Annotated in this window: 13 protein-coding genes and 1 pseudogene; 11 read left to right on the top strand and 3 right to left on the bottom strand. The window is 42.5% G+C overall.

The features are described 5' to 3' along the window. Nucleotides 1-733 precede the first annotated feature (733 nt). Nucleotides 734-1,792, top strand: coding sequence for an L-asparaginase 2 (gene ansB, locus CXF80_RS12625; RefSeq protein ID WP_101033199.1), 1,059 nt, complete (start codon nucleotides 734-736; stop codon nucleotides 1,790-1,792). 403 nt (nucleotides 1,793-2,195) lie between these two features. Here the strand turns inward: ansB and CXF80_RS12620 are convergent, their stop codons facing one another. Further along, complete coding sequence (locus CXF80_RS12620; RefSeq protein ID WP_101033198.1) at nucleotides 2,196-2,486, bottom strand: putative quinol monooxygenase; 291 nt, start codon at nucleotides 2,484-2,486, stop codon at nucleotides 2,196-2,198. A 258-nt stretch (nucleotides 2,487-2,744) separates the two neighbouring features. Then, nucleotides 2,745-3,839 carry an L-dopachrome tautomerase-related protein gene (locus tag CXF80_RS12615; protein WP_101033197.1) on the bottom strand — a complete coding sequence of 365 codons (1,095 nt, stop codon included), beginning with the start codon at nucleotides 3,837-3,839 and terminating at the stop codon, nucleotides 2,745-2,747. A 456-nt stretch (nucleotides 3,840-4,295) separates the two neighbouring features. Here CXF80_RS12615 and CXF80_RS12610 point away from each other — a divergent pair, with 456 nt between their 5' ends. The 3 genes from CXF80_RS12610 (at nucleotide 4,296) to CXF80_RS12600 (ending at nucleotide 6,340) form a co-directional block, all read left to right on the top strand. Then, a complete protein-coding gene (locus CXF80_RS12610; RefSeq protein WP_101033196.1) occupies nucleotides 4,296-5,219 on the top strand; it encodes a LysR family transcriptional regulator in 924 nt (307 codons plus the stop codon). A gap of 342 nt (nucleotides 5,220-5,561) precedes the next feature. Continuing rightward, nucleotides 5,562-5,843, top strand: a complete 282-nt coding sequence (locus tag CXF80_RS12605; RefSeq protein ID WP_232772099.1) for a coiled coil domain-containing protein — start codon at nucleotides 5,562-5,564, stop codon at nucleotides 5,841-5,843. A gap of 41 nt (nucleotides 5,844-5,884) precedes the next feature. Further along, nucleotides 5,885-6,340, top strand: coding sequence for a hypothetical protein (locus tag CXF80_RS12600; protein ID WP_101033194.1), 456 nt, complete (start codon nucleotides 5,885-5,887; stop codon nucleotides 6,338-6,340). Between the two features lie 138 nt (nucleotides 6,341-6,478). On the opposite strand, the gene CXF80_RS12595 is transcribed toward CXF80_RS12600, so the two are convergent. Further along, the gene (locus CXF80_RS12595; RefSeq protein WP_101033193.1) at nucleotides 6,479-7,855 is read right to left on the bottom strand and encodes a lyase family protein; all 1,377 of its coding nucleotides are present in this window, start codon (nucleotides 7,853-7,855) and stop codon (nucleotides 6,479-6,481) included. 92 nt (nucleotides 7,856-7,947) lie between these two features. Between CXF80_RS12595 and acnA the strand changes: the two genes are divergently transcribed. The 7 genes and pseudogenes from acnA (at nucleotide 7,948) to proX (CXF80_RS12560) (ending at nucleotide 18,080) form a co-directional block, all read left to right on the top strand. Further along, on the top strand, nucleotides 7,948-10,668 hold the full coding sequence (gene acnA / locus CXF80_RS12590; RefSeq protein WP_101033192.1) for an aconitate hydratase AcnA: 2,721 nt from the start codon (nucleotides 7,948-7,950) through the stop codon (nucleotides 10,666-10,668). A gap of 590 nt (nucleotides 10,669-11,258) precedes the next feature. After that, nucleotides 11,259-11,924: a DUF2238 domain-containing protein gene (locus tag CXF80_RS12585; RefSeq protein WP_232772098.1), complete on the top strand. Its 666-nt coding sequence runs from the start codon at nucleotides 11,259-11,261 to the stop codon at nucleotides 11,922-11,924. Between the two features lie 183 nt (nucleotides 11,925-12,107). After that, nucleotides 12,108-12,823: pseudogene (locus CXF80_RS12580) on the top strand (hypothetical protein). 748 nt (nucleotides 12,824-13,571) lie between these two features. Further along, nucleotides 13,572-14,798, top strand: a complete 1,227-nt coding sequence (gene proV, locus CXF80_RS12575) for a glycine betaine/L-proline ABC transporter ATP-binding protein ProV (RefSeq protein ID WP_101034765.1) — start codon at nucleotides 13,572-13,574, stop codon at nucleotides 14,796-14,798. Nucleotides 14,799-14,824: 26 nt separating this feature from the next. Next, on the top strand, nucleotides 14,825-15,664 hold the full coding sequence (locus CXF80_RS12570) for an ABC transporter permease (protein WP_101033190.1): 840 nt from the start codon (nucleotides 14,825-14,827) through the stop codon (nucleotides 15,662-15,664). Between the two features lie 9 nt (nucleotides 15,665-15,673). Next, a complete protein-coding gene (proX, locus tag CXF80_RS12565; RefSeq protein ID WP_101033189.1) occupies nucleotides 15,674-16,705 on the top strand; it encodes a glycine betaine/L-proline ABC transporter substrate-binding protein ProX in 1,032 nt (343 codons plus the stop codon). Nucleotides 16,706-17,045: 340 nt separating this feature from the next. Next, a complete protein-coding gene (gene proX / locus CXF80_RS12560) occupies nucleotides 17,046-18,080 on the top strand; it encodes a glycine betaine/L-proline ABC transporter substrate-binding protein ProX (RefSeq protein WP_101033188.1) in 1,035 nt (344 codons plus the stop codon). The last annotated feature ends 453 nt before the right edge of the window (nucleotides 18,081-18,533 follow it).

Below are 18,533 nucleotides of genomic sequence, written 5' to 3'. Positions count from 1 at the left end.
ATCCATTAGATATTTTAATAAAGAATAGGTTAATCAAGATGTATTTGAGGTTTGATAAATAGATCGTGTTATTCAAATGTTGATATTTAATGCAAGCCTATTAGGTTTGCATAATAAAGGATAGATTAATCATATATATTTTAGTGTTAATCTATCAAACGTTGTCATTTTAATGCTGGCCTATCAGGTTTACTCAATAAATAATAGGTTAATCAGAATATATTTTTAGTATTAAACAATCCGCGGTGTTATTCAAATGTTGTTATTTAATACAAGACAATTAGGCTTTCTTAATAAATGAGAGGTTAATTGATATATATTATTAGTATTAATCAATCAGCGGTGTTACTCATATGTTGTTATTTAATGCAGGTCTATTAGGTTTGTTTAATAAAGAATAGATTCATCATTATATATATTTTAGTATTAACCAATCAACGGTGTTAATCGGATGTTGTTATTTAATGTCGGTCTATTAGATTTTTTTAATAAAGAAAATATTAATTAAATTGGTATTATAAGGTTAATCATCCTACTATGTTACCTTAGCGTTAATATTGAATGTTATTAGTGATTTTTAGTAAAGAACAGATAAGTTAATTTGTATTTAATTATTAATAAATTAAATTTTTTGCTCCAATATTGTTATTCTATTTTAGTGAGAACTGTCACAGTGATACTTAAATAATAGTGCAAACTGTGGGGCGTTTATAATGAATAAAAGGATACAAAGATGAAATTTTCTATGCGTAAGCTCTTGCTTTCAGTCACCTTGGGGTTATTTATCTCCTCTGCGGCGCAGGCACTTCCACAGGTACACATTATTGCCACTGGTGGGACTATTGCTGGGGTGGGCCAGTCGGCCACTGAGTCTACTTATCAGTCTGGAGAGGTGGGGGTTAATAGTTTAATTGCGGCTGTGCCAGAGATGAAACAACTTGCCGATATCCAAGGTGAGCAACTGGTTAAAATCGGTTCACAGGACATGAACGATAAAGTTTGGCTAGCTTTAGCCAAGCGGATTAATATTTTACTGGCCGATAAAAGCGTCGACGGCATCGTCATTACCCACGGTACCGACACCTTAGAAGAAACCGCCTATTTTTTGAATCTAACTGTTAAGAGCGATAAGCCTGTCGTACTCGTTGGTGCAATGCGTCCATCAACCGCGATGAGTGCCGATGGTCCGATGAATCTTTATAACGCGGTTGCCATCGCTGCTAACCCTGAATCTAAAGGCCGAGGTGTTTTAGTCGTAATGAACGATACCGTACTTAACGCCCGCGATGTGACTAAGACCAATACTACCGGAGTGCACACCTTTGCTGCGCCTAATTTTGGTCCACTTGGCGTCCTTCATAACAGTAAGGTTGAATACATGGGCAACACTGAGCGTAAACATACGACTCAAACGCCTTTTGATATCAGTAAACTCGACAAGCTACCAAAGGTAGGCATCGTTTATAACTACGCTAATGCCAGTGATTTACCCGCCAAAGTTATGGTTGAAGCGGGATTTGATGGCATAGTGAGTGCTGGTGTGGGTAACGGTAACATGTACCACTCTATATTCGACACGTTAGCTCAGGCGAGTAAAAAAGGGATTTTAGTTGTTCGCTCTAGCCGCGTACCAACGGGTGCTACGACTCTTGATGCCGAGATAGATGATGACAAATATGGCTTTATCGCTGCAGGCAATCTTAATCCACAAAAAGCCCGTATTCTGTTGATGCTATCTTTAACCCAAAGCAAAGATCCTCAACAAATTCAGCGTTGGTTCCAGACGTTTTAGGCGCTAATTTATGTGATTAGCACTACATTTTATCGACTATGTTATCAAGCCAGCGGCCACTCCGACTGGCTTTTTTATGTGTTACATTTTCATTTTTATCAACATCACAGTCGTGGCGCCGAACAAAGAACATCCGTGCAGTTTAGTTTATCTTGGGGCATTCTAGAGTGGATACCGCCAAAGATCTGCACTATCTAAACCCATTAGGTTAGAGAACATGTTCTGGCTTATTGATGTCTAAAACCATATTGCTGTCTCAAATCATATTGATTTACGCTTGTACTTGATAATGTAATCGAATTGTATTGGTTATATATCATTAACTTAGGTTAAGCGCTTTTATTCCTAATGATATTGTGTCACTAAAGTCTTTAATTTGAATAAGTTAACTGCATATAAAATGCTATAAATGAGTCATTTCATTTAAGGTAAAAGATGAAATAGCACCATCGACGGCACTTCTATGCTCAAGAATGTGAACACTGTTCAGGTGTTGCTGCCAAAGCGCTCGACTTTCCCATATTTCATAGAATACAAATACGCTAGGTTTTTCGTTGTCTTGGTGTAAGTGATATTGAATACAGCCCGTTTCTTTTAACGTGGGTTCAATTAGCTTTAATAGCTCAGCTTTAACCTGTTCGACTTTGTCGTTGTTAGCTTCAATTCTTGCTAAAATAATTAATTTTTTGTCCATTTTTTCACCTAAAGAGACGTTGATATATTTTTGAAAGGTCGCCTCATTTTGTGCATCAGTGAGCTTGGCTATCGCTCGCTCACAAACATGTATGTAATTGAGGCCTATTTACAAAAGCCTCACTATTAATCTCATTAGCGAGGCTAACGTTATGGTCAATACTCTATAAAATGGTGTGGATTCGATAACATTAATCCATCAGGTTGAATGATTAATGTTAAGTTTCGTCGAGCATTCAGATAATAAAGGCGACAGAATTTATTGAGTATTCGCCCATACACGGTAAATATAATATGGCGCTTTGCCTATATCCGCTCCGTCACTAAAGCGCGGAGATTTGTGTAGTTGGTTGACTGAAATGTAGAGCCAGCCGTTATCATCAGCCGATACATTGTCTGGCCAATTTAGGCGAGCATCTCTGATAAGTGGGGTAAGCACTCCGTTAGCACTCAACTTATCGATGCCATTTTCATTTAAGTTAGTAATGAAATGATTGCCAAAGCTATCCGTTGTGGCACCGTCTGAAATCGGTTTCTCACCTACGCGTGTAATATGATGGGCAATAACGTCATCGGCGACACCATCACGGAACAATTTAGCCGGTACGCTATACCAAGTTCTGCCATTCATTGCACCGAAAAACAATGTTTCTCCGTCAGCAGATAAGGTGATTGGGTTGATGCCTGTGTTGGCTGGCTTACCGCCAAACATGACGGCTTGACCATTAATCACCATTTTAGCGTTAACTTCGGGCTTTAATGATGGGTGGTTGCCAAAACGTCGGACCTTATTGGTTGCCAATTCCACCGCGAGTATGCCGGGATTGGCCAAATCGGCTAAATAAACCCAACCTCTTTCACGGTCTACCACTAAATCCTGAACAAAGCTGTTAGCAGGTGCGATATCCGTTGGCAGAACAATTTTGCTGATTAATTCACCACTGTCGATATCAAAACCCCAAATTCGGGTTTTACCGATATGCAGTCCCATGTCTACGATCCACAAACCGCCTTGCTTATCTTTAGTGATACCCAGTGGTGTATCAATGGTATTTTCACTGTATTGGCCTTTTGGGGACTGCACCTTGCTTGATGGCCAAGGTTGATAGCTGTTTGGCCCCGTCACCTCCAGTAGTTGTATACCTTGTTCACCAGCAAAGGGGTGGACTGTGGCAAAGACTCTACCGGATTTTGTGGCACTCACATTACCAGGGCGAAAAGGCAGTTCAAGAACGGTTTCTAGCTGAGCAAGAGTGGCTGCCTTTTCGACGTTTTGGTCGGTATTGGTGTTTTCTAATAAACCACAACCTGAAACTACGAGTGTCAGTAGTAGGCCCGTAAACGTTTTTTGCATTGGCAAAACCTTGGATAAATTATTTATCATTTTTTAAAACCTTTTAGCGTTATTTTCAGATTTGTCTCTTTGGATCAGAACCATTATGTGACCGTCAGGAGCTGTTGCTAAAACGATAACGATTTACTGTTGAGCATGAGTGATAGTTATCTTGAGTTTGCCCAGTGTTTGTCGATGTCGACGATGGCAATTATTTTATAGCTAAAGCGTCTATTGGCTTCAAAGATAAGTATTATCATAGTATCAACCGCATCATCGCAAGCTCAAATAGTCAGTGAATCACAGCCTTTTGTTACTTGCTCAAGCGTCAAATAAACAATAGCGCTGAGAGTGAGTCTTTGTGCTGAAGCGTATTCACTTTTTGTCCTCAGCTAAGCGGTTATTTAACTCGTGTGCATTTTAGATCTAATCTATATAATTAAAAATTGAATATAATTTATAACTGAGTTCCAAAATATGAATATTAGAAATCGTGATATTAACCTTCTCTATTTGTTTCAGATTTTGTATCAAGAAGGGCTCGCCTCGATAGCCGCAGAAAGATTGGCGATAAGCCAACCCGCACTGAGCCACAGGCTCAATAAGTTAAGAAAGGAGTTTGACGATCCCTTATTCGTTAGGGGAATAAAAGGCCTAGTCCCAACCCCCAAGGCGCATGCTATTGCCCCACAAATATCTCGCTTGGTGAGTGAGCTAGAACACTTTTATCAATCTGAATTAGACGTTCCTTTAGATAAAGTGAAAGATGTGATCCATATTTATACAACCGATTATATGGAAAGCATCCTGCTACCTAAATTGCTATCTGAAATTCAAAAAATCATGCCTTTTGTGCAGATTGTGACTCATAATACCCAGGGGGAATTGCCCAGAAAAATGCTAGAAAATGGCCAATGTGATATCGCGATTGCTGGATTTTACTCAGATCTCCCCAGTACTTTTTATCAGCAAAAGTTAAAAGAAGAACGATTGAATGTGTTAGCCAGACAAGACCATCCAATCATTGGTGACACACTCTCCCTCGATGCCTACCTAGAATGCAAGCATATCGTGACCACGCTCACGGGAGATCTCAATGGTGTTGTTGATAAAGCCTTGTCACTGATGGGAAAACAGAGAAATGTTATCTCTGGTATATCAAGCTTTATGATCCCTGCACAGATAGTGAGTCAATCAGATTTTATATTGACTTGTCTCGATTCAGTTGCCGATCAGGCCATGGATCAATTTGCTAACTTACAGCGCTTTAATAGTCCAGTACAACTATCGACTGTCAATGTGTTTCAAATTTGGCATGAACGAACCCAGCATGATGCCATAAGGGCGCAGGTTCGAAAAATGATCCATTCTATTCTTGATGAAAATGGCATAGATCGTTGAGGTCAATCCTCTTCAGTATGGAATACTTTTGTTGACTCAAAGACTGAAGCAAGGCCGCTAACATTAAAACCATTTAAACCTTTGTATTATTTGATCGCTTGTTGGCATTATCATTGAGGCAGTGAAAGCCAATAAAAGCATTGTAGAGCTTAATAAATATGGGCAGGTGATTGTTTGACGATGCCATTAAAAACTAATATGCTTTTTTAGACGTCATATCATTTAACTTTCATGCCTGTAAAAGTAAAGGGGGTGAAAGCGAAAAATTCGACACATTAGTAGTATAAATGGGTTATTAACCCATTTATTAATCCATTTATTAACAGGAACGTAATGATGAGTATGAAACAAGTATACGAAAAGAAATTACAGGCACAATTAGACGAGTGGAGTGCGGAGATCAACAAACTCAGAGCAAAAGCCGACGGTGCAGCAGCTGATAAACAACTTGAATACTATAAGAAAATTGAGGAACTGCAAGCTATGCAGGTAACTGCCACCAATAAGCTTACCGAGCTTAAGAACGCGAGTGACGATGCTTGGGAGGACCTTAAAGTCGGTATTGATAGTGCGTGGGATTCTCTTGGTCATGCATTTAAGTCTGCGACTTCAAGATTCAAGTAAACATCCTTCACTATGGCTGCTAATCATTTAGGCGGTTAAAAATGAAATCACACGTCTTTGCATTGATATTGATCGGCATATTGGGTGTGACTCCATTAGGTTATGCCCAAACGGAAAACGCCAATACTTCATTAGAAGAGGTTAAAAAAGAAACGCAGGATTTGCTTGCCGCCATCGACTCATATACTGCTGATAAAAGAGATGAGGCGGTTATAAAAGCAAAAGAGGGCCTGAATAAACTGGATAAACGTATCGATACGCTGGAGGCGGCGATTGATCAAAACTGGGACAAAATGAGCGAGGCCGCGCGCAAGGAAGCTCGAGAGAATCTTAGGGTAGTTCGCAAGCAACGCAATCAAGTTGCCCAATGGTATGGCAGCATGAAAACCAGTTCTGCCAATTCGTGGGACCAGATGAAAAAAGGGTTCTTGGATTCATATAAAACCCTCGAGGATGCCTGGAGAAAATCTGAAAAAGAATCTAGGCACAAAGAATAAACTGTCATAAACGGGTAGCCGGAGTTATTTAACCTCTCGCGCCCTCAACACCTTGCATGAGGCTCCTCACAGCAGGTTTCCCCTAGGTGTTTACTTCCTTCGCTATTGTTACCAATCGTTATTACCTATTCATACCTGTTATTGATGGGGTTTTGCCAGATGCAAGGGATCGAGTATGGCTTTTAGTTCACTTTCGCCCAGTTCGGTTTCTTCAAGTGCAATTTCTAAAACAGATTTATGCTCTGCATCAGCACGCTTGGCAATGTTAGCGGCCATATCGTAGCCCAGTACTGAATTGAGTGCGGTGGCAAGAATGGGGTTTTTCTGCAATGCTTGGGTTAAATTATCGACATTAGGTTGAAACTCGGCAAACACTTTGTCTGTCATGGCTTGGCAGGCATGGGTCAATAAATCGATGCTGGATAGCAACTTATCGGCAATCAGTGGCAGCATGACATTTAACTGAAAATTACCCGATTGAGCCGCGATGGTTATGGTAGCTTCATTACCCATCACTTCAGCGGCAATCATGGCTATGGCTTCGGGGATCACAGGGTTGACCTTGCCGGGCATTATCGATGAGCCCGGTTGCAGCGCCGTTAAGCTAATTTCGTGTAATCCGGCGATAGGGCCAGAATTCATCCAACGTAAATCATTGGCGATTTTCATTAAGGTAACCGCTAATCCTTTGAGCGCCGAAGCCATGGCTAGAGTGTGATCTTGACTACTCATATACAAGGCCGGGTTTGCCGCCGCTTGCCAGGGATGCGGATCTTGCATTTGCAGGTAGTAACAAGCCAGTTCGGCAAAACGTGGATCACAATTAACCCCCGTGCCGACGGCTGTGCCGCCCAAGGGTAAATAATTCAAGGTCAGTTCCACCTGCTGGATCCTATCTTGAGCACTGTTGAGTTGTTGTTGCCAACATTGCAGCTCCTGACCTAGGGTGATGGGCATGGCGTCCATTAAATGGGTGCGACCCGTTTTGACCAAATTTGAATGCTGCACAGCCAAATGCTGCAATCTGTCACTCAGAGCCATAATGGCCGGATGCAGTTGCCACTTTAAACGCCGAACTGTGCTGATGTGAATACAGGCAGGTATGACATCATTGCTGCTTTGACCCATATTGACATGATCATTGGGGTGAACTTCTGCCTGCAAAATGTCGCTGGCGAGGCTGGCAATCACTTCATTAACATTCATATTAGAACTGGTGCCGGAGCCCGTTTGGAACAGGTCAATCGGGAAATGCTGCGAAAAATCAAGCTGTTTACTGGCAGTAATGGCTTGCTGAATGGCTGTTGCCATGGTGCTATCAAGCAAGCCGAGCTGGCTATTGGCTTGTGCTGCTGCTAATTTTATATCGAGTAAGGCGAGTAACGCCGCTACCGGAAAACGCCGTTCAGAAAACTGGAAGTTATCCCGCGCGCGTTGAGTTTGCGCCTGATAATAAACATCCTCTGGTACCTGGATATTACCCATACTGTCATGTTCTATACGCATCTTGCTCATAGGATTTTCCGCGTCGATTTTGATGTGGATATGTTAGGGTGTTAATTAAGCTTAGCATGAAGTGCCACTAAACGTTTACTGGGAGATCAGTGATGAAAAATTCGATGCAATTATTGAAACAGCTTGAAAGTAATGGAAAAAATTTCCGCTATTATAGCTTTGACCGATTAGCCGAACACTATGACTTATCCCGCTTACCCTTTGCGGCAAAAATATTGTTAGAAAATCTTCTGCGTTATGAGAATTCGGAATTTGTCCAGCCAGAGGATATCGATACCTTGGCACGCTGGGATCTGGATAACTGGTCAGAAACTGAAATCGCTTTTGTGCCCTCTAGGGTCATTTTACAGGATTTTACCGGTGTACCTTCTGTGGTCGATTTGGCCGCGATGCGTGATGCTATCGAAACATTAGGGGGTAATGCTGATGCTATTAATCCACTCAATCCGGTGGAGCTGGTTATTGACCATTCCGTCATGGTCGATGTATTTGCCGAAACCGGTGCGATGCAAAAAAATACCGCCATCGAAATCGAGCGTAACCGTGAACGATACCAGTTTCTGCGTTGGGGTCAGCAGGCCTTTGACAACTTTAAAGTGGTGCCGCCAGGGCGCGGTATCGTGCATCAGATCAATCTAGAATATTTGGCTCGGGTGGTCTTTGTCAAAGAAGATGAAGATAACTTATTGTACCCCGACACTTTGGTAGGTACAGATTCTCATACCACCATGATCAACGGCTTGGGCGTACTGGGTTGGGGCGTGGGGGGCATTGAGGCTGAGGCCGCCATGTTAGGTCAACCCGTTACCATGCTGCTACCTGAGATTGTCGGCTTTGAATTTATCGGCAAGTTACCTGCAGGGGTTACGGCCACCGATCTGGTCTTAACGGTCACCGAGCAATTACGTGAATTTGGGGTAGTAGGAAAATTTGTTGAATTTTTTGGTGCCGGTGTCGATCAATTGACCTTAGCCGATCGGGCGACCATTGCCAATATGGCCCCTGAATACGGTGCCACCTGTGGTATTTTCCCGATCGATCAGCAAACTGTAGATTACTTAGCCCTTACTGGTCGTGATCCTGAGCGGATCGAGCTCATAAAGGCTTATCTTAAAGAGATGGACATGTGGGGCAGCGCATCTGAGAACAAAGCCTGTTATCACGACAGTTTACAATTAGATTTGGGCAGTATTGTGCCCTCTATCGCCGGTCCAAGAAGGCCGCAGGATAGGATTGCACTTGATAAAGCGGGCGTCAGTTTCCGTCAGTGGCTGGACAGCCAGATCCCTGTTAATCAAATCGAAACTGTAGGTAAAGATGAACTGTCAAGCGAAGGTGGTCCCTCTGCGCCGGTCGCTGATGGCAACACAGGCGTTGCCTGCCAGTATCGAGATAAGGACTTTGTCCTCGAAGCTGGGGCGGTGGTGATTGCCGCGATTACCAGTTGTACTAATACCTCCAATCCATCAGTGTTAATCGCCGCCGGATTATTGGCCAGAAATGCCCGCCAAAAAGGCTTGCAGGTCAAGCCTTGGGTGAAAACCAGTTTTGCACCTGGCTCGCAGGTGGTGACAGACTATTTAATCAAATCGGGTCTCAATGTCGATTTGGATGCCTTAGGGTTTCAGTTAGTTGGCTACGGTTGTACTACCTGTATTGGCAATTCCGGACCCTTACCTCAGCCCGTCAGCGCAGCGATACAGCAGGGCAGGTTGAAGGTGTGTTCTGTGTTATCGGGTAATCGTAACTTTGATGGCCGTATTCATCCTGAAGTACAAGCTAATTATCTGGCATCGCCGCCCCTTGTGGTGGCGTATGCACTGGCCGGTAATATGAAGGCCGATATGGTCAGCGAATCACTTGGCGATGATGTTGATGGTAAGGCCGTCTATTTAAAAGATATCTGGCCGGATAATCAGGAAATCCAACAGGTCATGGCCAGCGCGGTGCAAAGCGATATGTTTGTGTCCCGTTATGCCGATATTTACAGTGGCGATGCCGACTGGCAAGGGTTAGAAGTGGTGCAGAGTCAGAAATATAATTGGCCGGATTCCACCTATGTTAAACAACCGCCATTCTTTGACGGGATCAGCGCTGAGATACCAGCAATAATGGCTATCGACAATGCCCGTTGTTTACTCAAATTGGGTGACTCGGTCACGACCGATCATATTTCACCTGCGGGATCTATTGCCCCAAACAGTCCTGCTGGAGACTATTTACAACAGGCTGGTGTGGCCATTAAGGACTTTAACTCTTACGGTTCGCGCCGCGGAAACCATGAAGTGATGATGCGCGGAACCTTTGCCAATGTCAGACTGAAAAATCTGCTGGCTCCGGGTACTGAGGGCTGCTGGACACGCTTGATGCCTAATGGTGAGTCGATGACAGTTTTTGATGCTGCTATGCACTATCAACAACAGGGCACTCCTTGCATCGTGCTTGCCGGTAAGGAATACGGCACGGGTAGCTCACGAGACTGGGCAGCCAAAGGGCCCGCACTGTTGGGCGTTAAAGCGGTCATTGCCCAAAGTTATGAACGTATTCATCGCTCGAACCTGGTTGGAATGGGTATTTTACCTTTGCAGTTTATGCCAGATGACAGTGCAGAGTCGCTGAACCTCACTGGTGAAGAGCAATTCAGTATTCCTGCCGTGAGTGCTGGTCAGAAAACAGTCAAGGTAACTGCGACCGACAAAGCGGGTAAGCAAGATTCGTTTGAAGCGAAAATCCGTATTGATACCCCCAATGAGTTCAATTACTACCAACATGGCGGTATTTTGCATTATGTATTGCGCAATCTAGCTAAGTAATCAGGGTTCTACATAAGGTAATCACCCGTTTAAAATAACCTGTAAATAGGCCCAAGTTTAACAACTTGGGCCTATTTGTATTCTGTCGAAATGGAGATGGGCAGCGACGGTTTGTTGTTTAGCTGTTTGGTGACACTGTGCGTCTCGATCAAAGGTTCAATCGGCATGAAAGTAACCACAAACATTAATGCTTTACTTTTTTATTCGAATATTTTGAACGTGTTAGCATGCCTAAGGTTTAATTCTTAGCGTTAAACCATCAATTTTGCTTGAGATTGTGAAATATACACGGCGAATACCGTTCAAAGGAGTTATTGTTAAATGAAAAAGCATAATATTTTCATTATTTGCGTATAAATGGATTGAGCAATCCATTGATGCAAGTAAACATTAGTCTTGTCAATATATCGTGATAGCATAAAAAACCAGCTAATCTGATATTAACCTTAGGTGTTTCTTGTCCTCCTGCTTGTGGTGTTAAGACTCGGTATTGAACCCCAGATTTAAGATGGTATTGGGTCGGAAGGAGTCTACAGCTGACCTTTAGCAGCCCTATAAAAAGACTTTAATTCACAATGACTAAACATAATATGAAACATAAAAAATATTTTTTAATCCTTTCAATCATCTTTGCTATTGAATGCTTAGTACTTTCTATATCGCCTTATGATCGAGCCGATTGGGCGCTTGAGAATGTACTGGTCGTCGTATCTGTCATCCTTATTGCTATATCCTATAAGAAATGTCCATTATCGAGAGTCTCTTATGGTTTTATATTTGTATTTATGAGCCTACATGAAATAGGTTCATATTATACTTATTCTAATGTTCCTTATGATGCATTTTTAACGTCGTATTTTAATTTTAGCCTTAATGAATATATGGGATGGACCAGGAATAATTTTGATAGATTGATTCATCTTTTATACGGCCTTTTATTGGCATCCCCTATCAGAGAGTTGTATTGCCGAATTGCTGGTATGAAAGGATTTTGGAGCTATCTTGCTCCTTTAAATCTCATTATGGCAACCTCGATGCTATATGAACTGGTTGAGTGGGGCGCCGCAGAGACATTTGGTGGAGACCTAGGGATGGCGTATTTGGGGACGCAGGGCGATATTTGGGATGCACATAAAGATATGGCGTTGGCAAGTCTTGGCGCATTGATAGCTATGGCGATTACCCTTTATATCAATTCACGTATTCAGAAAGACTTTGGTGAAGAATGGCAATTAAGTTTGAAACTAAAGTTTTAAAATAAAAAGTAAGGGATGTTAAGTGGAAAGAGAGCGTCCTAGTTTTAATTAGCCATACCACACATTTCTTTAGCTAGACTCAATCTATTGATAAATGTCATTTAAGTTTAGTGTTTGAAAGCCTCGCAAGGCTATCGCAATCAATGCTGAAAAAGACTGTGTTATTGATTAGAAGAATGGGTGATGAGATGGACGTCCCCAACAATCCTGACACAGGGGCCTAGCGCCATTTTGCTGGCATTAGCGTTAAGCACCTTTCTTTTGGGATTATCGGCGTCTTCGATGATGCCAATGCTGCCATAAATCAACGAAACATTTTCCTCCTCATCATCACAGAGTGGTTGTGCTATTAGTGTTTACGGGATAGGGCCGTTGGGTATGCCCATTTTAATGCTGATCACGGCTACCATAAAAAACGCCATTTTTAGCTGTTTTCTGATATTAATGTTTATCTCTAATGGCTTAAGTGCCATGGCGACATCACTTGAACAGCCAATTGTATTTCGTTTTTTAAGTGGTCTACCTCTCGGAGTTTATTGTGGTGCCGCTATAGTACTTGCGGCCGATATTGCTGCCTTAAACATCACCGGAATCGCAATAGTGAGTTCCATTATATTTCCCCTCGCTTATGTCCGTGCCTACGATAATATTTGGTTATTGTATAGGCTGATTTTATTTATTGGCTGCAGTGTAGGATTAGCCGCATTAATTCAAACATTACTGCTGGATATATCGCCAAATGATCAGGTCATGATCGGTGCTTGAGTGCAATGTTCCGGCCCTTGGGTGGACGGCATGGTTATCGCACAAGGTGCACTGCCTAACGAGATGGGTTATTTACCGGCGGCTTAATGATGTGGCTGTTGAGCTCTCTTCAAAGAACAAAAAAGCTCAATTAAAGCAGTACTCATCATAATCACATTGTGGATGAAATTGCGCTTAATGGGCCAATATAATCACCTTAGAAAACGATTTACCCTAGCGGATGAATACGCTGCCAAGCTGCTATCTTGTTTAGACTCTGGATAACTCGGTTGCGGATCCATGATCCGCAGTACACTTTGATTGGGTAACTAACACAAGCTATCGGTTAATTTATGATAAGTTTTTGTTCGCATACTCTGTCTTCATCTTGCTTCCTCAGTTCTCTACTTTCCAATACTTTGTTGTTAGAAAAACCACATCACTTTTCAATAATTATTCCCTCTCAATAAGAGGCATTATAAAGAATATGAACTATAATAATATGTAGGAATTAACATAATATGTAAGCAGCTAAGTTAACCAAGTAAGACCCTTATATTAACCAAATTACACCCTTATATTAACCAATAAATATCCTCAGATTAACCAATAAATATCCTCAGATTAACCAATAAATATCCTTAAATTAACCAAGGAATAGCCTTATATCAACCAAATAATAGCCTTGCATTACCGGATTAAATTCTTTATTTTCAAGTTGTTACAATTTTTCAAGGGGAAGTGTACATTGACAAATAGGTCGGTTAGGGATTATTGTATACAAAAATATTTAGCAAATGTACCGTAAATATTTAACCTCGCAGGATCTATTCATGTGCTTTTTATGTAGAGTTTGTGCAATAAAGCAGAGCGACGTAAATGAGCGTAATGGAAGAAAATGATATGGAAAAAATAGTTATAAAAAACCTCTATAAGGTTTTTGGTTCCGAGCCTCGCAAAGGGGTAAAGTTACTGGAACAAGGGAAAAGCAAAGAAGAAATTTACGAACAGACAGGACTTACTGTTGCTGTGCAGGGTGCAAGCTTTGAAGTGAATAAAGGTGAAATTTTTGTCGTTATGGGTCTGTCCGGTTCAGGAAAATCAACGCTCGTACGAATGCTGAACAGGCTTATTGAACCAACATCTGGAGAGGTGTTAGTTGATGGTGAAGATATTCTCAAAATGAGCAAGGATGAGCTGGTAAGGTTTCGCAGAAGTAAAACCAGCATGGTTTTTCAGTCCTTCGCTCTTATGCCTCATCAGACAGTGTTGGAGAATGCTGCATTTGGCCTCGAACTTGATGGTATGGATAAAAAAGAGCGTGAGGAGCGAGCCCTAGATGCTTTGAAACAAGTCGGACTTGAAGGCTTGGAGAATGCATATCCAAATGAATTAAGTGGTGGTATGCAGCAGCGGGTCGGATTGGCGCGTGGCCTCGCTGTAGATCCGGAAATTCTGCTCATGGATGAAGCCTTTTCGGCGCTTGATCCTCTTATCAAAACAGAGATGCAGGATGAACTGCTGAAACTCCAAGATCGGCATGAGCGCACTATCATTTTTATCTCCCATGATCTAGACGAAGCATTACGGATCGGTGACCGAATTGCCATTATGCAGGGCGGGCGAGTCATTCAAGTGGGGACGCCAGAAGAGATTCTGCAGAACCCTGCTGACGATTATGTCCGGGCATTTTTCCGGGGCGTGGATCCAACCGGTGTTATCTCCGCCGGGGACATTGTTCGCGATAGCCAGCCAACTGTCGTCTGGCATACTAAAGCAGGCAGCCCGCGAGCCACCTTGGAAATGTTGAGCATGAAAGATCGAGAATTTGCCTATGTTCTTGACTCAGAACATCGGTTTTTGGGTGTTGTCTCTTCAGATTCACTGCGCGACGTTATTGATAAAGGTAATGGTACTAGCAAACTTGAACATGCTTTTCTGGGCGATGCAGAATCAGTTCAGGAAACCGATAGTCTCCAGGATATCTTGCCACTGGTAGCATCACATGCTTGGCCTATTCCGGTAGTAAATTCAGAACGTAGATATCGCGGCGTTGTTTCTAAAAACCTCTTCCTTCGCACCTTGAATCGTGCAGAGAAGGGGACCTATTTTGAGCAGTCAGCACCCTAGAATACTTTCTTCAGGAGTTTTATATAATGTTCAGTTTTGATGAAAGAGTGATTCCTTTGGATGTTTGGATCACCAGTTTTGTTGACTGGTTGGTTGAAGGATATCGATGGTTTTTCCAAATGATCAAGTGGCCAGTAGATTTTATTCTGTCCGGCGTATCGGACGGTCTATTGGCAACTCCGCCTCTCCTTGTTGTTGTGGTGTTTGCCATTATTGCTTGGCGGGTTTCAGGTTTTAAACTTGCGGGGTTTACGGTCGCATCATTAGTTCTCATCGGTCTACTTGGGTTTTGGCCAGAAACCATGATAACCCTTGCCATGGTCTTTTCATCAGTTGTGTTCTGCACCGTTGTTGGGGTGCCATTTGGCATATGGGCGGGTCGCAGTGATCGTGTGAATAACATTCTACGGCCAGTTTTGGACGCGATGCAGACAACGCCAGCCTTTGTTTATCTGGTACCCATAGTGATGCTTTTTTCCATTGGCAATACAGCCGGTGTTCTGGCAACCATAATTTTTGCCTTGCCACCGCTCGTCAGATTGACGAGTCTTGGTATCAGGCAGGTGCATCCAGAGTTGGTCGAGGCTGCGCTCGCCTTTGGGGCAACAAGTTCGCAGGTTTTGCTTAAAGTTCAGATACCACTCGCTCTGCCGACCATCATGGCGGGCCTTAATCAGACCATCATGATGTCGCTTTCCATGGTGGTGATTGCCGCTATGATTGGCGCAGGTGGCCTCGGGGCACCTGTCGTTCTCGGCTTGAATACACTCGATATTGGTCTAGCCACCGTTGGCGGTCTAGCGATTGTTTTATTAGCAATCATTCTAGATAGAATAACCCAATCAATGGCAACCAAAAAAAAATAAGGACGGAAAATGATACTTAAAAAAGTAGTAATTGGTGCAGCTTTAGCTGCAATGACAATGACAGGGGCAGTTCTTGCCGATAATCACCAGCCAGGAGAAGGCGTTACCGTTAAACCTGCGCGAGCCACGTGGGATACCGGATTTTTTCAGGAAGCACTTGTGGCACGAGGTCTTGAGACTCTTGGCTATGATGTGGAAAAACCCAAAACGCTGGTGAATCCAATCTTTTACAAAACAGTGACTCTCGGTGATATTGATTATTGGACCAATGGTTGGTTTCCAATGCATAACGATCAACTACCGAACAATTTCGATGAAAAGGCTGAAAAGATTGGTTATGTAATGAAAGCCGGTGGTCTAGGGGGTTATTTAGTGTCTAAAAAAGACGCAGACAAATATAATATTACCTCCCTTGAAGATTTTAAACGCCCAGAGGTGAAGAAAGCATTTGATACCAATGGTGATGGTAAAGCCGATCTGACTGCCTGTCCTCCAGGTTGGGGATGTGAAAAAATAATCACCCACCATATGGATGTATATGGTCTCAAAGATGCTATCAATCCGGTGCAAGCTTCATATGCAGCAGGAATGGCATCAGCGATGGCGGGTTATAAAAATGGTGGACCAATATTTTTCTATACTTGGGCACCAAACTGGACCATTTTCAAACTGAAGCCAGGCAAGGACGTAGTCTGGATAAACGTGCCTGAAATTAATCCAACAAAAGCCCAAAGTGTTGCCGTTGAACGGATGACGATAAGTGGGCTTGAAGGCGCGGTTTCTGACCCGGTAAAACTTGGTTTTGTTGCTTCTGACATCCAAATAGTCGCCAACAAAAAATTCACCAAGCAGAATCCAGCAGCAAGGAAATTTTTTGAGGTCTTTACCCTGCAGCTTGCCGACGTCAACGAACAGAACACTCGGATGAACGATGGTGAAAAGAGTGCGCAGGACATTCAAGGCCACGTAGATGAGTGGATTGCCAAAAACCAAGATACATGGAACGGTTGGCTTACTGAAGCACGCAACGCTGCGAAGTAGTCTCAACCTGCAATAGCTTTATTTGTAACCCGGAGCACACATACAGTGTTACCGGGTTATTTTTTATCACAAAAACCCAAGTGTTTAGTAAAACGTATGGAACCGCTTTCAAGCAAGAGTACAACGCTGATAATGATGTAGCCCTTTAAGAGGGAATGATGTTTTTTCAAAGAAACAAGCATAAGTTCTAATCATATTTTTCAAATTCAACACATTATTTAAAATATAACCCATAAGAAAAATGAATGTGCTTAATTAAGTTCAAAGGCACAGGTCTATTATTGGCAATCATTTAAAGAGAATGACCCAATCTATGGCAACAAAAAAATAAGGAACGAAAATGAGAATTAAGCAAGTAATAATGGGTGTAGCTTTAGCTGCAATGACAATGACCGGGTCAGCAGCTCTTGCCGATAATCACCAGCCAGGAGAAGGCATAACAGTCAAACCTGCACGGGCCACGTGGGACACTGGCTTTTTTCAGGAAGCTCTGGTGCGACGAGGTCTTGAAACTCTTGGGTATGATGTGGAAAAACCTAAAGATCTGTCGAATCCGATCTTTTACAAAACCCTGACTCTCGGTGATGTAGATTACTGGACCAATGGCTGGTTTCCAAATCATGACGGCCAGATGCCAAAAGGGTTTTACGACAAAGGTGAGAAAGTTGGTTATGTTGTTAAGGCCGGTGGTCTGCAGGGCTATTTGGTGTCTAAGAAAGAGGCCGATAAATATAATATTACCTCTCTGGAGGATTTTAAACGTCCTGAGGTGAAAAAAGCATTTGATACCAATGGTGATGGCAAAGCCGATTTGACCGCTTGCCCTCCAGGCTGGGGATGTGAAAAAGTCATCAGCCACCATATGGATGTATACGGTCTCAAAGATGCTATCAATCCGGTGACCGCTTCATATGCAGCAGGAATGGCATCAGCGATGGCGGGTTATAATAATGGTGGACCAATATTCTTCTATACTTGGGCACCAAACTGGACCATTTTCAAACTGAAGCCAGGCAAGGACGTTGTCTGGATAAACGTGCCTGAAATTAAGCCATCCGAAGCTCAACGTTCTGGTGTTGAACGGATGACAGTAAGTGGAATTGAAGGTGCGGTTTCTGACCCGGTAAAACTTGGTTTTGTCGTTTCTGACATCCAGATAGTCGCCAATAAAAAATTCACCAAGCAGAATCCGGCAGCAAGGAAATTTTTTGAGGTCTTCACTCTGCCGCTTGGCGATATCAACGAGCAGAACACTCGGATGAACGAAGGCGAAAAGAGTACGCAGGATATTCAAGGCCACGTGGATGAGTGGATTGCCAAAAACCAAGATAAATGGAACGGTTGGCTTACTGAAGCACGCAACGCTGCTAAATAGTCTCAACCTGCAATAGCTTATGTGTAACCCGCAGCACACGTACCGTGCTCGCGGGTTATTTTTTTCACAAAAAAGCAGGTGTTTGGTGAAACGTATGCAACCGCTTTTTAAAAGGTACAAAGCTAATAAGTATGTAGCCCTTTAAAAGGCAATGATCGATCAAAGAAACAAGCCTAAGTTGTTTTCATTTTTTTGAACTCAACATATTATTTTAAATATAAAGGTATTTATTTAAGTCCAAAGGTACAGGTCTACCAGTGCTTAATCATGCCACCAAAGGTTGTTCTATTTGATCACAGTATTTAGAAAGATATAAGCCAAGTAACGCCAACTGGGCAACTGATTTGGGTGTTACCGTATATTCTATTGTGATACTTTTGCAAATCAATATCCCTTGAGTTAGACCTTGTGATCGAACTTATTTCTGCCTCTTTCTGTGTTAGATCTGTTACT

Origin of the sequence: Shewanella sp. Actino-trap-3 (assembly GCF_002836275.1) — a bacterium.
Taxonomy (GTDB): Bacteria; Pseudomonadota; Gammaproteobacteria; order Enterobacterales; family Shewanellaceae; genus Shewanella; species Shewanella psychromarinicola.
This window is presented reverse-complemented; position numbering and strand designations above follow the sequence as displayed.